Raw genomic sequence first — 15,551 nt, forward strand, 5'->3', positions numbered from 1 at the left:
ACCTTATTCCGGGGAGAACCATATGGAAGGCGAAACGCCTGTAACCACCCGGCGGCGGCAGGTGGTGGTCGTCGGCGGCGGCACCGCCGGCTGGATGTCGGCCGCCCTGCTGGCGAAGATCACCCAAGGCAGGCTAGGCGATATCACCCTGGTGGAATCCGAGGAGATAGGCACCATCGGCGTGGGTGAAGCCACCATTCCGGCCATCAAGCGCTTCAATCGCCTGCTGGAAATCCATGAGCGCGACTTCGTTCGCCAGACCCAGGCCAGTTTCAAGCTGGGTATCGAATTCGTCAACTGGGGGCGGCTGGGCACGCGCTATTTTCACCCCTTCGGACAGATCGGCGATCCGATCGGGCGCACCGCCTTTCATCAGTTCCTCACCCGGCGGCGGCTCACCGGCGAGACCGAATCCTTCGAGGACTATTCACTGAACGCCGCCGCGGCGAAGCTGAACCATTTCGCCACGCCGCCGCGCGACGATTCCCTGCTCTCCACCCTGAGCTATGCCTATCATTTTGACGCCAGCCTCTATGCGGCTTTCCTGCGCCGTCATGCCGAGGCTAATGGCGTCAGGCGTGTCGAAGGCCGGATCAGGCATATTTCACAAAACGCTGAAACCGGCTTTGTCGAGACCCTGACCCTGGAAAGCGGCCAGACCGTCAGCGGCGACTTCTTTATCGACTGCTCGGGGCTTTCCGCCCTGCTGATCGAAAAGACGCTGAAGAGCGGTTTCGACGACTGGAGCGCCGTTCTGCCGTGCAACAGCGCCGCCTTCGTGCCCAGCGAAAAAAACGGTGACGTCACACCCTATACGCGCTCCACCGCCCATACGGCCGGCTGGCAGTGGCGTATTCCGCTCCAGCACCGCACCGGCAACGGTCATGTCTTCTGTTCGGATTTCACGACGAAAGAGGAAGCGGCGGAGACACTTCTGGCCCACCTCGACGGCAATGCCCTGGCCGATCCGAAGTTCCTGCGCTTCACCACCGGTCGCCGCAAACTGAGCTGGAACCGTAATGTCGTGGCCATCGGCCTCTCCAGCGGGTTTCTGGAGCCGCTGGAATCGACCAGCATCCACCTGATTCAGTCGGGCCTGGTGAAACTGCTCGATTTCTGGCCGGGAGAGACCTTCGACCCTCTGCTGGCCGAACAGTATAACCGCGCCATGGCCAACCAGTATGAATCGATCCGCGACTTCATTATCCTGCACTACAAGGCGACTGAGCGCAACGATTCCGAATTCTGGCGCTACTGCCGCGATATGCCGGTGCCGGAGAGCTTAAGCTACCGCATCGATCACTTCCGCTCGTCCTCGCGCATCGTCCTGACGCCGGGCGAGTTGTTCCAGCCGAATAGCTGGCTGGCGGTCATGCTGGGCCAGCATATCGAACCGCAGGGCTATGATCCATTGGCGGAGGTCATCGATGAGGACAGAATTGCCAGGCAGTTTTCACGGATGCGGACCGCTGTCGATCAGGCCGCGCATTCCATGCCGACACATCAGGCGTTCCTCGATATGCTGCGCTGATCAGCTAAAAACGCTTTTCGACGGAACGACCAGATCGGTCTTGTTGCCATCGCATTGCGCATAGACAAAACCCGGCTGGATGGCGCAGGCGCCAACCTCGCCTTTTGTATTCAGTGCCAGGAAGCCGACCTGAAGCGTCTTTGCCGCTTCCGGACGACGCTTGACGATCCGCATGACCGCCTCCTCGCACGCCTGTTGCGGCGAGCGGCCCTGACGCATCAGTTCGACCACCAGGAAACTGCCGGCATTGCGGATGACTTCTTCGCCAACGCCCGTAGAGGTAGCCCCGCCAACTTCGCCATCGACATAGAGCCCGGCGCCGATGATAGGGCTATCGCCCACCCGGCCACGCAGTTTCCACGCCATGCCGGAGGTGGTGCAGGCGCCGCAAAGCCGTCCCTGCGCATCCAGCGCCAACATACCGAGCGTATCGTGATTATGGACATCGCCCGGCACCTTGCTGCCCGGCGCATGGCCGTAGGTCGACATCTCGCTGTTGGCCACAGACTCATACTTCGCCGTCTTGAGCCAATCCTTCCAGGCGGCCTCGGATTCGGGCGTCAGCAGTTCCTGCGGTGTGAAGCCCTGTTCGATGGCGAATTGCAAAGCGCCGTCCCCTACCAGCAGGACGTGCGGCGTCTTTTCCATGACCAGACGCGCCACCGAGATCGGGTGATCGATATGTTCGAGCGCGGCCACAGCGCCGCAGCGCCATTGTTCGTCCATGATGCTGGCGTCGAGCGAGACGTGGCCATCGCGGTCCGGATAGCCGGCGCGGCCGACACTGTGGTTCTTCATGTCGGCTTCCGGCACGCGCGCCCCGGCCTCGACGGCATCGAGTGCATGGCCGCCGGTTTTCAGCACGTCCCATGCCGCTGAATTGGCAGCTACACCGAAATCCCAGGTCGAGACGACGATGGGCTTACCGGCTGAGGCTGCGCCCGCGCTCGTAGCGGCCAGTCCTGCCAGGGATGACAGGGCCAGGGTGGTTTTGAAGACATCACGACGATTTTGCATGGGAAACGCCTTAAACAAAGGAAGGGGGTCTGGCGGCCAGGGGCGCACCGAAGGCTTTATTGAGCTTTGAGCTCATTTCGAAGGTCAGCCGTCCGCCGCGGATAAGGTCAGCATGGCTGATCCAGCTTTTGTGCCATGGCTTGCCGTTCCAGCGCACGCTTTGGACGTAGATATTCTCGGCGCTGTTATCAGGCGCGTCAATGATCAGCTTGCGCCCCGGCCCGATGGCGATTTCGGCGCGCTTCACAAGCGGCGAGCCGAACACATAGACGGCGCTGACCGGATCAACCGCATATAGCCCCAGCGCGCTCATCAGATACCAGGCGCTCATGGCGCCGCAATCTTCATTGCCTTCCAAACCGTCGGGCTGGTCGCGGTACATCGACGTCATTAACTCGCGCACCCGCGCCTGCGTCTTCCATGGCGCGCCGGTATAGGCATAAAGGTAAGCGACGTGGTGGCTCGGCTCATTGCCGTGGGCATATTGTCCCACCAGGCCAGTAATATCGGCCAGGCTTTCCTGGGTCGGGTCCGGCGCCTCGCTGAACAGGGCATCGAGCTTCGCCTCGAAGGTTTTTTCGCCGCCAAACAGGGCGGCGTAGCTATAGATGTCGTGCTGGTTCAGGAAGGTGGCCTGCCAGCCGTTCGTCTCGGTATAGTCGCGCCATTTCGCCTGGTCATGACCTAGCGACTGTGGATTATAGGGCGTGACCCACTGGCCATTAGACTGTTTGCCGCGCACGAAGCCGATATAGGTATCGAAGACATTGCGATAATTCTGTGAGCGGCTTTTGAGGGTTTTTGCCGCGGCATTTTCGCCAATGACCGAAGCCAGTTTCGAGACGCACCAGTCGTCATAGGCAAATTCCAGCGTGCGCGAAACGGCCTCGTCGACCGTATCCGCCGGAATATAACCCATCTGGCGGTACAGCCCCAGGCCGTGGACATCATCGACAAAGGCGCGTTTGGCCAGCACCTCATAGCCCGCCTTGTAATCGATACCCTCGATGCCCTTGACCGCCGCTTCCGCAATGACGGCGGAGGCATGATAGCCGATCATGGTGTCGGTTTCGCGCCCCTGCAACGGCCAGATCGGGACGCCGTCCGGGCTTTGCTGACCCATGCGGATCAGCGAGCCGATCATACCGGGCACGCGTTCGCTCTGGCTCAGCGTAAAGAACGGATGGACCGAACGGTAGGTATCCCACAGGCTGTAGGTCGAATAGCTGGCCTCGCCGGTTGCCAGGGTGTGAATTGCGTTATCCATGCCGCGGTAACGGCCATCGACATCCTGGAAGATCGTCGGTGCCAGCAGGGTATGGTAGTGGGCCGTGTAGAAGATGCGCTTATCCGCCTCACTGGTCATATCGACGCGGACACGGCCGAGTTCCGCTTCCCAGGCGGCGCAGGCAGAGGCGCGCACGCGATCGAAGTCGAAATCCGGCAGTTCGGCGTCGAGATTTCTCAGGGCGCCGTCGATATCGACCGACGAAATCCCGACCTTGACCAGCAGCGGCGCTTCGCCGGCATCCGGGAAATGCAGGGCGGCCTTCAAATTTTTGCCGGTCAGTTCCGTGCCCGCCGCGGGCTGGTTGTCGTTGAAAAGATCAGCCTTCGCGAATGGCCGCGACAGCTTGAGTGCGAAGAATATCCATCGCCCTTTCGCCCATTGAAGCACCTGCCGGCCGCCGACCACCGTGTCATTGCCAATCAGCTTCAGCGACACATTGTCGAGCACCAGATCCTTGTCACCCCACCATTTGATCGCGCCGTGTGCCAGATCGATCAGGATATGGCCGCCCTCACCTTGCGGGAAGATATAGCGGTGAAGCCCTGCACGCGTTGTCGCCGTCAGTTCGGCGCGCACTCGGCTGTCGGTCAGGTTGACGCTGTAATAGCCGGGCGTGGCCATCTCAGTCGCCCGGTCATAGCGCGAGCGGTAGCCGGCATCGGGATTATCGAGCGGCCCCGGCTGGAGTTTGATCTCGCCGGTGGCTGGCACCAGCAGGATATCGAGCATGTCCGGACAGCCGGTGCCGCTTAAGTGGGTGTGCGAAAAACCCATGATCGAGCCATCAAGCTGGTGGTAGCCGGAACACGAATCCCAGCCCAGATTGCTGGTATCCGGCGAAAGCTGCACCATGCCGAAGGGCACGGTCGCGCCCGGAAAGGTATGGCCATGTCCGCCCGTGCCGATAAACGGATCAACATGGTCGCACAGCGAGTCCGTAGCGGCGAAACCGGTTTGAGGCAGCAGGCCAAGCGCGGCGGACCCGGCGATCAACTGGCGGCGCGAGATCATGAGCAAATTTCCGAAAAGCAAGAAACCCCACCACCATTGGCTTCGCCAATGGTCCCCCTCCCCGGCCTAGCCGGGGAGGTATATATATTTTGTACCTCCCCATCTCTGATGGGGAGGGTGACCGCACGAGCGAAGCGAGATGTGGTGGTGGGGGTTCTTGCTTTTTCAGTCATCATCATTTCAAGTCATCAGGTGCGGCTTCTCCGCCATCAGGGTCAGGATCAGTTCGCCAAACAGGCTGTTGGCCCAGGCAAACCACGAGCGCGTGTAGATCGCGGTATCATCCTTGCCAACTGACTCGTTCATGAAACCACGCGGCGCTGCTGCCGCCTTCAGTTCGCCAAGGCAGGCGTGGATTTCAGTATCGTCCGTACTGGTCAGGGCCTGGATCATCAACGAAATCGGCCAGACCGTGTTGAGGCCGGAATGCGGAGAGCCGACACCGCGCAGCACCCTGCCCTCGTAATAATAAGGATTGCGACCACTCAAAACCGCCGCACGGGTGCGCAGGTAGAGCGGATCATCCTTAGCGCAGAAACCTAGAAACGGCAGGCTCAGCAGGCTCGGCACATTGGCGTCATCCATGAAAAGCGCATTGCCATAGCCATCGACCTCATAGGCCCAGATGTCATTGCCGCTCGTATCTTTCATCTTGCCGTACTGGTGCATCGCGGCCTCAACCTCTGAGGCCAAAGCCAGGCACTCCGCTTTGAAATCCGCGTCCAGACCCGTCTTCTCGGTCATATCGGCCAGTTGCCGCAAGCTAACCACCGCAAAAGCATTGCCGGGGATAAAGTACGGATAGGTGCAGGCGTCATCCGATGGCCGGAAGCCGGAATGGATCATGCCGGTGACCTTGGTGGGCCAGCCATAGCCATGCGCCAGGGTCTCGGTCGGTTCGGAGGCCGTGCGATTGAACTTGTAAGGCCCGTCGCCGTCTTTCCGCTGCTGGTCGCGGAAGGTCTGGACGATGGTGCGCATGGCGTCGCGCCAGGTGTCGTCAAACGGCGTCACATCACCGGTCGCCGCCAGGTAGCCGTGCGCCAGACGGATCGGATAGCACAGGCTGTCGATCTCCCATTTGCGCTCGGCCACGCCCGGCTTCATGTCGGTCTGGTCGGTCTGCGACCAAGACAGGTCGGTCATCGCCTTGGGGTCGTGCATATAGGCGTTGGCGTAAGGGTCGATCAGAATGCAGCGCGCCTGCCGCCGGATGAGTCCCCGGAAGAGGGTCTTCAGGCCTGCGTCCTTCGCTGCCAGCGGCAGATAGGGCGAGACCTGCGCCGAGGAGTCGCGCAGCCACAGCGCCTTGATATCGCCGGTGATGACAAAGGTATCCGGCTGGCCATCCACGGCCCCCGTCTCTACCGTGGTATCGAGCGTATTGGGGTAGCAGTTGGCGAACAAAGGCGCCAGTTCCGGGTCTTTCAGGGCTTTTGTCGTCTTCTTGATGACCGCCTCTACCGCCGGACTGGTGAACTTGCGCTGCCCCACAGGCAGACGCGTGCCCGACACCACTTCCGGAGACATCGCGGGAATGTCCGCAAAAACGCGCGATGCCGCAAGCGCGACCAGCGTCGTCATCCCCATCAACACTTGCCGACGCTCCATGCTACACCTCCACCAGACCGGGGCGATCCCAGATCTGGTTCTTGCCGCCAGAAAGCGTGCGCTCGGCGCCTTCATGCAGGTCGAGCACAATGACTTCGTTCGTGCCGACCTTCAACCAGGGCGCCGGCACGAACAGGGCGTGCTGCGGGCCGACCGACCAGTGACGGCCAAGATTATGGCCATTGACCCAGACATAGCCCTTCCCCCAGCCGCGCATATCGAGGAAGGTGTAGCCTGCTTCGGTGATCTCGAAAGTGCCGCGATAGAAGGCCGGACCGTCGATATGCGTTTTACCGAACGTCAGACCGCTCAGGTCTTCCAGTGTCAGGCTGTAGTGATCCCAGCCGGAGAGCGTCTTGTCGCCGAGCTTCACAGCGCCGACCAGGCCCTTCTGATCCTTGCCAATCTGGTCGCCGTAATTAATGCGTCCCATGGTATCCACCAGCACGTCGATGGCCGCGCCTTTTTGGGCGGCGATCTCCAGCGCCGTTTCGTGATAGCGGCGATCGAGCGTACCTACCGGTACGCCGCCCACCGATACCTGCGCATAGTCGCGCACGTCACCGAACGACAGCTGTCCCGAAAGCGCGGTCGCGGCCTTGTGGCGATAGAGGACAAGCCCGTGCGGCTGGCCCAGTTGTTCGAGCGTCTTCGGTGCGGCCGCGGAGGCCGGCTTGCCAAGAAGTTGGCTCAAGGAAGCGCTTTCCGTCAGGCGAAAACGCTTGATCTCGATCGCCTTCTCCGGTTCCGGCAGGGGCGCAAAGCGATCGGCCGGCAGGTAGTTCTGGAACAGGGTCTTGGCTGCCTCAAACTTCGGCGTCGGACGTCCGGCCTCGTCGAGCATGGCGTCATAGTCATAGCTCGAAATATCCGGCTGGTAGGTCCTGGTATTCTTGTCGAAATTGGCGCCGGCATCGAAACCGAACGAAGTGCCGCCATGAACCATGTAGAAGCTTAAGGATATTTTCTGGTCGAGCATCCATTTCAGGCTCTCGATCAGCGGCGGGATCGGCATGGAAGAATGCATTTCGCCGAAATGGTCGAACCAGCCGCCCCACAGCTCGGTACACATGCGCGGGCCGGATTTTTTAAACTGTCCATAGCGGGCAAATTCCTTTTCGGCCTTGTCATAGGTGCCGAAATTGATGCCGTTGAACAGTTCCGGAATGGCGCCGTTCTCGATCACCGCGGCGCCATCAACCGTATAGAGCGCACCCGCAAATCCGGCCGCACGCACCTGATCCTTCACCGCGCGCATATAGGTTAGGTCATTGCCATAGGAGCCGTATTCGTTTTCAACCTGGGTCATCAGGATCGGCCCGCCCTTGTCGATTTCGAGGTGGGCGATCTCCTGACCCAGTCGCTTCAGCCATTCGCCGGACGGCCCCATATAGCGCGGATCGAGCGAGCGCGGCTTTATCGTGGGGTCATTAAGGAACCAGGCCGGATAGCCGCCACTGTCCCACTCGCCGCAGACATAGGGACCGGGACGCAGCAGCACCCACAGCTCCTCTTCCTGCGCCATCCTGATCCAGGCGACGATATCGAGATTGCCGGTAAAATCATATTGCCCCGGACGCTTTTCGTGGGCGTTCCAGAACATGTAGGTACAGAGCGTATTCAGCCCCAGCGATTTCAGTTTCTTCAGCCGGTCACGCCAGAGTTCACGCGGAATGCGTGGATAGTGCATTTCACCCGCCATGATATGAAAGGGCTGGCCATCGAGCAGGAAGTCATCGCCCTTGATGGTGAAACGCGCATCGGCGGCCATTGCGGCGCCGGCGGGCACAAGCCCTGCGGTGGCGATACCGGCGGCGGTCAGGGCGGTCAGGAATTCTCTGCGCGAGGTCTTTTGGGGGTTAGTCATTTCACTCACTCTATTTCGGCAGTTTATAATTACCCGTCAGGGTCAGATTGTGGCTTACGCCGGCGGTCGTTGGCTGGCCGCCACCAACAAACAGGCCGTAGTTACCGGGGACTTGCGCGCGATTACCAGCGCGATCGACTGTACTCAGATCACGCGGTGTCAGATCGAAGGTCACGTCAGCGTTTTCACCCGGTTTCAGATGCACGCGCTTGAAACCGACCAGGCTGTATTTCAGGCCCTGCGCATTGGCCGGCGGCGTCAGATAGACCTGCGCCACCTCGTCGCCCTCGACCGTCCCGCTATTGGTGACAGTCGCCGTTACCGTCACGCCCTTGCCGGCCGCGATCGTCGGGCTGGACAGGCGGATATTGCTATAGCCAAAGGTGGTATAGCTCAGGCCATAGCCGAAGCCATACAGCGGCTCGCCCTTGAAATAGCGATAGGTGCGGCCTTCCATGCGGTAATCAATAAAGGGCGGCAAGTCCTGCACCGACTTGTAGAAAGTCACCGGCAGTCGGCCTGACGGATTGTTCTGCCCCAACAAGGTTTCCGCAATGGCCGTGCCGCCGGATTCGCCGGGATACCATCCTTGCAGCACGGCATCGGCATTGTCCTTGGCCCAATTCAACGCCACGGCGCCGCCGGAAAGATTGACCACAATCAGCGGCTTGCCGGTGGCTTTCAACGCCTTGAGCAAGGCTTCCTGCCGCGCTGGCAGAGCCAGGTTTGTGCGGTCGCCGCGATCGAAGCCCTCGACCAGGATTTGCAGTTCCTCGCCTTCGATATCCGGCGACAGGCCGACAAAGGCGACGATGGCATCGGCGGATTGCGCGGCCTTGACCGCTTCGGCGATCTGAGCTTCCGCCGGGGCCTGCCATTGCAGACGCACGCCCCAGTCCTGGCCGACATGGCGGAATTCCAGTTTGACCGGATGCGGCTTGGCGTTATCGAAATGCAGACTGGCCTCCAGCGACTTGCCATCGCCGGTATCGGTGATCACCGGCTTGCCGTCGACATAGAGTGTGATGGCGTCGTGCTGGTTGCTGCATTCCCAGCAGCGCTCGGTGTAGATTTTGAGCTGATAGTCACCGGCGGCGGGCGGGGTCAGATAGCCCGTCCAGCGCACGCCATAGGCACGGTTTTCGAACCCGTTGACCGGCACGGCATTATAAAGGTCGAGATTGACCGTCCGATCGGTGCGCGTCAGTACCGGCTGACCGGTAAAGTCCGGATTGTCGAAATATTCGCCGGTGAGGCCCGCTTCCTTGCCCGTGCTGAGCGCGGTTTCCGGGATCGGGATGGCCACGCCCTCGGCGATATTGCTGCCTTGCGCGTAGGATACCCTATCAGCACCCAGTGCCGTTCGCAGGCCCCTCAACGGCGTTACCGGATCGATGGCCGTGCCGTGATAATTGGCCTGAAGGATTTCCAGCGTATCGGCATTCGGGCCGATGACTGCCACTTTCGCCGTCGATTTGAGCGGCAGGACGCCGTCGTTTTTCAGCAGGACGATCGATTCCCGCGCCGCTTTCAGCGCCAGCGCCGCCGCTTCAGGGGTATGGATCGCAGCCGGCGAAATCGTGCTGTAGGGGCTGGGGGCCCCGTCGAGGCCGAGCTTCGTGCGCGCATCCCACAGGCGGGTCACGGCCGTGTCGATCTCGGCGGTCGTCACCAGCTTCTTGTCCACCGCCGTCTTCAAATGACTGAAATAGGTGCCACAGTTGAGATCAGTGCCGGCCTTCAGGGCCGTGGCGGCGTTTTCCTCCGGCGTATTGCGATAAAAGTGGAAGGCATACATGTCCTCGACCGCATCGCAGTCGGTCACCACATAGCCTTTGAAGCCCCAGTCCTTGCGCAATCGGATATTCAGCAGGTCGTCCGAGGCACAGGCCGGCACGCCATGGATCGAATTATAGGCGCACATCACCGAGCCGGGTTTGGCCACCGTTACCACCTGGCGGAAGGCCGGCAGGTAGGTGGCCTCGCGGTCATAGGGCGAGGCATCGACATCGAAACCATGGCGGCCGGCTTCCGGGCCGGAATGGACGGCGAAGTGCTTGACCGACGCGATGGTCTTCGGGTGCGCCGGATCGGGGCCTTCCAGTCCCTGCACGAAGGCGGTGGCCAGATGGCCGGTCAGGTACGGGTCTTCGCCATAGGTCTCCTGGCCCCGGCCCCAGCGTGGATCACGGAAGATATTGATATTGGGCGACCAGATGGTCAGGCCCTGATAGCGACCGTGGTCCTTGTCCGCGCCTACGCCATTGAACTTGGCGCGCGCCTCAGTCGAGACTGTATCGCCGACACTGTGCAAGAGGTCGGTATCCCATGTCGCCGCCAGACCGATGGCCTGCGGAAATACGGTCGCCTCGCCGATACGCGCGATGCCGTGCAGCCCTTCATTCCACCAGTTATAGCCGGTGACGCCGAGGCGCGGAATGGCGGGGCCAGCGGCTTGTAGCTGGCTGACTTTTTCGTCGAGAGTCATTTGAGAGACGACTGACGGCGTGGCCGCGCTCACTGGTGCTGCCAGGAACAGGCCCAGAAGTAAGCAAGACACCCCACCACCATTCGCTACGCTCATGGTCCCCCTCCCCAACAAGTTGGGGAGGTACGAGATATTTATACCTCCCCGGCTACGCCGGGGAGGGGGACCGCGTCGCTCTTGCGGCGTGGTGGTGGGGGTTCTGACTTTCTTATCCATCATCCTACCCCTTAAATGGCGTGGCGGAACCGAAATAGGACCGCACCTTAAGCGCCTTTTTCAACTGGGCCAAAGACACATTGGTCGTGATATGTAAGGTCACGCGCTCACCACCCGCCATATCGAAGCTGTTGTCCGACAGGTCTGCTTTCAGGCCGCCGACATCGATCCACACGCCCCGCGCCGCCGCGGACGCCGAAACCGTCAGGTCGTAACCGCCATTTGCCGCGACAATTGTGGTTTTCAGCTTCGGATCGGTCCAGGCGATATCCTTGGTGGCACCGGCATAGTTGAACATCTTCGCCACAACCGCGTCGCCATCGAGCAGTTCCAGTTCGACCTGGATGGTTTTCGGGTCGTTACCGGCAAGCAGGTCCGCATCACTGAAGGTGCCGATCGATGGGCTCGACAGCCGCGCCACTGTCAAGGCGCCGGTCTTTTCGCTTAGCATCTTGCCGCCGAGATCGCGCACGCGCAGGCGCCAAGTCAGGGCCTTTTCCGTGGTCAGATCGGAGAGCACATGCGCTTCCATGGCGCCATCCTTGTGGATCAGACTGACCGACAGCGGGGCATAGAAGCGCTTGGCCCGGAACTGCAGCGCCTTCCAGCGGCCATAATAATCGACACTGGCCCAGGAGGCGCCCGGCCAGACATCATTGAGCTGCCAGTACATCGAGCCCATGGTCTGCGGCCGGGCAGCGCGCAGATGTGTCGCCGCCAGTTCGATGCCATCGGCCTGCATTAGCTGGCTGAGATAGACGAAATCATCAAACGTCTTCGGCTCGCCGTAATTATTGTGGATATAGAGCAGCAACCGCTTGTTGCCATTACCCTTGTCATACTTCTGGTGGCCGCGCATGACCGGGCTTTCCGGCGCCATGTCCTTCGGCCCGGCAAAGCTCTGGATCGTCGCCATGTCCGGAAAGGATTGCAGGCCGTATTCGCTCATGAAGCGCGGCGTGACATTGAGATATTCCTCGACAGGCTTGCCGCCCCAGACCTTCCAGTAATGCCGGTCGCCATCATTATCCTGGTCGGCCGCGCCGTCATAATCGGTGGAAGGAGATGAGGCCCAATAGGGCGTGCCGGGTGCATTCTGATCAACGGCGCCGCGCAGCACCTGGTCGAACATACGCACCATGCCGATGACGATCTTGTCGCGTTCTTCCGGCGAGACGCCCGTCTTTAGCGCATCCGTGCCGGCACCCCAGTTTTCCCAATCAGTCTGGACCTCGTTATTACCGGCCCAAAGCACGATCGACGGGTGGTTGCGCAGACGCTTCACCTGCTCCACCGCCTCGATGCGGGTGCTTTCGCGGAAATCGCGGTCATAGGGGATGATTGCCCCGCCGAACATGAAGTCCTGCCAGATCATCAGGCCCAGTTCGTCGGCCTTGTCGTAGACGTGGTCATCCTGATAGGTGCCGCCCCCCCAGATGCGCAGGATGTTCATATTGGCATCGACCGCCGATTGCAGCATCCGGTCCTGTTCGGCAGCCGTTACGCGCGTCGGGAACATGTCGAACGGGATCATGTTGGCGCCCTTGGCGAAGATAGGCACGCCATTGACGACGATCTCGAAACTCTTGCCCCACTGGTCCTTTTCGCGGCGGATTTCCGTGGTGCGCAGGCCCACTTTTCGCGTCCATTCGCCGATGATATCGCCGCCCTGCGTCACCGTCGCCTTGATCGTGTATAGGTTGGGCTTGCCATAGCCCGCCGGCCACCAGCGCTGCGGATTCTTTATCTGCACCGGCAGGCTGACAGGGTTATTGCCGGCATAGAGACTGATATCCTGCGTTGTCGTCTGGGTCGTGCCGTCCGGCGCGGTAATATCGACACGCACCTGCGCGGGCGTCACAGCACTCGACTGGATATCGACCACCGCATTGACCGCCGCCACCTGGTCATCGAGATGGACCTGCTCAACGTGGAAATCGGCCACGCGCGCCGCGTCCCAGGCCTCGATCTTCACCGGCTTCCAGATACCGAGCGTCACCACGCGCGGCCCCCAGTCCCAGCCGTACTGATAGCCGGCCTTGCGCACATAGGTCGAAGAATTCCGGCCCAGCGGCTCATCACCCCACAGCGAGTCATAGGCGCCCGGCATGACATAGGGCATGTCAGCGACCAGCGGCTTCATCTTCTTGAGCGGCGATTTCAGATCGACCTCAATAACATTGACGCCGGGCTTCAACAGGCTTTTGACGTCTACGCGCCAGGTGCGGAACATATTATCGGCATTCAGGATCGCCGTGCCATTGACGCGCACCTCGGCAAATGTATCCAGCCCCTCGAACACCATCTCGACATGATCGCGCGCAAGCGTCTCAGTCAAAACCGTAACCTCGGTGCGGTATTGCCAATCGGACAGGCCGACCCACTGCACCTTGCCTTCGTTATCCGCCAGATACGGATCAGGCAGCTTCTTCAGCGCCATCAGATCGGTCTGGGTCGTGCCGGGAACTGTTGCCTTCAACCAGCCGGCGGCTTCCGGATGGGCAGCGGCATCTTCGGGCGATAGCCGGAAGGTCCAGTTCTGGTCAAGCATCTGCGCCGTCGGCGCGGCAGCAAAGGCGCCCCCGGCTAGACAATACAATGCCGTGGTAACGGCCAGGCCGCGGAGGGTCTTTGTCAGCATGGTTTCACTCACTCAAAGTTTCTGTTTATTTGGCGCCCCCCGGCGTTCGGAAAGCGGCAGGTCAGGTCTCGATGCGCCACACATAGGCCAGTTGCTCCGGCGCGCCGACCGGCAAGCTTAAGCTCAGCCCATCAGCGCTCTGGCGGAAGGTCACCGGTGCGTCCGTACCCAATAGCGAAACCTTTTTCACCGGATAGTCGCTGCGCACTGAGGTGATCGTCACCTCCCCCGCCGGTCGCGCCATCTCGATAGCGTGCAGCACGCCGTCCTTGACGGTGAAGCGGAAATCCTGCGCCGTATAGGGCTGGGCCTTTGTCTCAGCGAATGTGCCGGAGGCCGTTTCAGTCGGGCCTTCGCCGAAGACGATCCACGGCCGTGTGCCATAAATGGCCTCGCCATTGACCTTCAGCCACGCGCCCATCTGCATCAGGCTGTCGCGCGCCGCATCCGGGATGCGGCCATCGGCGTGAGGCCCGACATTGAGCAGCAGGTTGCCATTCTTCGACACCACGTCAGCCAGCAAATGAACCAGTTGCGCCGGCGACTTGTAGGTATCGTTTTCGATATAGCCCCAGGCCTTGTCGCTGATCGAGGTGCAGGTCTGCCAGACATCGCTGCGGATACCCGGCGCCTGGCCGCGCTCGATATCGAGCACACCGGCACCATCGGCGAATTCACCCAGCTTGTAATTGACGATGGCCGAGCCGCCTTCCCTCGCCGCCTTGTTGTAGTACCAGGCGAGGAATTTCGGCAGGGTGTTGCGGAAGGCGGGCTGACCGATCCACCAGTCGAAATAGACCAGATCCGGATCGTAAGCAGAGACCAGCTCGGCCTGGCGCGCCAGCCAGTCATCGAGCCAGGCCTCTGAGACATGGGTATAGTCGCCGAACAGATCCTGGTCGTCCTTGCCGGACATGCGGTCCTGCGCAGGTCCGTAAAGCCCGGCATTGACCGGATCGGAGACATCCGACGGGAACTGGCGGCCACCATCGAAGAACCAGTCGTGTTCGGCCCGGTGCGACGACAGGGCAAAATGCAGGCCCTTGTCCTTTAAGGCTTTTTTGATTTCCCCGAGCAGGTCGCGCTTCGGCCCCATCTTGACCGCCGTATAGTCCGATAGGTGGCTATCATACATCGAGAAGCCGTCATGGTGTTCGGCCACCGGCACGACATAGCGCGCGCCGGCATCAGCAAAGAGCAGCGCCCAGTTGGCCGGATCAAAGGCTGACGCGGTGAATTGCGGGATGAAGTCCTTGTAGCCGAACTGCGTATGCGGCCCATAGGTCTTGATGTGATGTTCGTATTCCGGGCTGCCCTGGATATACATGTTGCGCGAATACCATTCGCCGACAAAGGCCGGAATGGAATAGAGCCCCCAATGGATGAAGATGCCGAACTTGGCGTCGGCATACCATTGCGGCGCCTTGTAATTCTGAAGAGACGCCCAATCGGCGTGGAACGGCCCGTCACTGTCGCCTTTATCAACGGCGGCCAGCCAGCGTTTGCGTTCGGGGGCATATTTCTGCGTGGCCTTCAGCCACTGCGCGTCACGCTCATCAGGCGTGGTATTGTCATTGGAGGCCGCAAAAACAGGCCCCGAAAGGCCCAGCGCGACACCAAGCCCAGCTCCTCCCAGTAACAAACCACGGCGCGACATCGAAGGGTGTTTGGCGGTCATGGCGGTCTCCGGCAGGCAAATCGGGTCAATAAACGCTGCGACGCATTCGAAGCCAGGGACAGTGCCCCGTCTTCGAATGCAGCGCAATGTTCCGGACAGGCCGGACGCCTTCTTGATCCGATGACACACACAAATCGGAACAGCCGGACAGGGACACTTTCGCCGTTCAGGGAGGGAATCGGCGCAGCCTGCCGGGCTGG

Annotated in this window: 8 protein-coding genes; 1 reads left to right on the forward strand and 7 read right to left on the reverse strand. The window is 60.8% G+C overall.

The genetic code is table 11. The features are described 5' to 3' along the window. The first annotated feature begins 22 nt into the window (after nt 1-22). A complete protein-coding gene (locus ACTHND_RS00170) occupies nt 23-1,531 on the forward strand; it encodes a tryptophan halogenase family protein (protein ID WP_440175168.1) in 1,509 nt (502 codons plus the stop codon). Here ACTHND_RS00170 and ACTHND_RS00175 read toward each other — a convergent pair whose 3' ends face one another. The 7 genes from ACTHND_RS00175 to ACTHND_RS00205 form a co-directional block, all read right to left on the reverse strand. Continuing rightward, entirely contained in the window at nt 1,532-2,548 is a 1,017-nt protein-coding gene (locus ACTHND_RS00175; RefSeq protein WP_440175169.1) for a N(4)-(beta-N-acetylglucosaminyl)-L-asparaginase, read from the reverse strand. A gap of 10 nt (nt 2,549-2,558) precedes the next feature. After that, on the reverse strand, nt 2,559-4,850 hold the full coding sequence (locus tag ACTHND_RS00180) for a GH92 family glycosyl hydrolase (RefSeq protein ID WP_440175171.1): 2,292 nt from the start codon (nt 4,848-4,850) through the stop codon (nt 2,559-2,561). 180 nt (nt 4,851-5,030) lie between these two features. Continuing rightward, entirely contained in the window at nt 5,031-6,461 is a 1,431-nt protein-coding gene (locus ACTHND_RS00185) for a glycoside hydrolase family 125 protein (RefSeq protein ID WP_440175172.1), read from the reverse strand. A 1-nt stretch (nt 6,462) separates the two neighbouring features. Next, nucleotides 6,463-8,328, reverse strand: a complete 1,866-nt coding sequence (locus tag ACTHND_RS00190; protein WP_440175174.1) for a glycoside hydrolase family 35 protein — start codon at nt 8,326-8,328, stop codon at nt 6,463-6,465. A gap of 10 nt (nt 8,329-8,338) precedes the next feature. Then, the gene (locus tag ACTHND_RS00195; protein WP_440175175.1) at nt 8,339-10,912 is read right to left on the reverse strand and encodes a glycoside hydrolase family 3 C-terminal domain-containing protein; all 2,574 of its coding nucleotides are present in this window, start codon (nt 10,910-10,912) and stop codon (nt 8,339-8,341) included. Nucleotides 10,913-11,036: 124 nt separating this feature from the next. Continuing rightward, nucleotides 11,037-13,673 (reverse strand): beta-mannosidase, encoded by a 2,637-nt coding sequence (locus ACTHND_RS00200; protein ID WP_440175176.1) that lies wholly within the window; start codon nt 13,671-13,673, stop codon nt 11,037-11,039. Nucleotides 13,674-13,734: 61 nt separating this feature from the next. Continuing rightward, entirely contained in the window at nt 13,735-15,351 is a 1,617-nt protein-coding gene (locus tag ACTHND_RS00205) for an alpha-L-fucosidase (RefSeq protein ID WP_440175178.1), read from the reverse strand. Between the last annotated feature and the right edge of the window lie 200 nt (nt 15,352-15,551).

The sequence above is a fragment of the Asticcacaulis sp. genome, assembly GCF_051954415.1.
GTDB lineage: Bacteria > Pseudomonadota > Alphaproteobacteria > Caulobacterales > Caulobacteraceae > Asticcacaulis.

Bases quoted from the DNA above. Each gene is read 5' to 3' on its own strand.
- ACTHND_RS00170 (WP_440175168.1), top strand. From the start codon at position 23: ATGGAAGGCGAAACGCCTGTAACCACCCGGCGGCGGCAGGTGGTGGTC.
- ACTHND_RS00175 (WP_440175169.1), bottom strand. From the start codon at position 2,548: ATGCAAAATCGTCGTGATGTCTTCAAAACCACCCTGGCCCTGTCATCC.
- ACTHND_RS00180 (WP_440175171.1), bottom strand. From the start codon at position 4,850: ATGATCTCGCGCCGCCAGTTGATCGCCGGGTCCGCCGCGCTTGGCCTG.
- ACTHND_RS00185 (WP_440175172.1), bottom strand. From the start codon at position 6,461: ATGGAGCGTCGGCAAGTGTTGATGGGGATGACGACGCTGGTCGCGCTT.
- ACTHND_RS00190 (WP_440175174.1), bottom strand. From the start codon at position 8,328: ATGACTAACCCCCAAAAGACCTCGCGCAGAGAATTCCTGACCGCCCTG.
- ACTHND_RS00195 (WP_440175175.1), bottom strand. From the start codon at position 10,912: ATGAGCGTAGCGAATGGTGGTGGGGTGTCTTGCTTACTTCTGGGCCTG.
- ACTHND_RS00200 (WP_440175176.1), bottom strand. From the start codon at position 13,673: ATGCTGACAAAGACCCTCCGCGGCCTGGCCGTTACCACGGCATTGTAT.
- ACTHND_RS00205 (WP_440175178.1), bottom strand. From the start codon at position 15,351: ATGACCGCCAAACACCCTTCGATGTCGCGCCGTGGTTTGTTACTGGGA.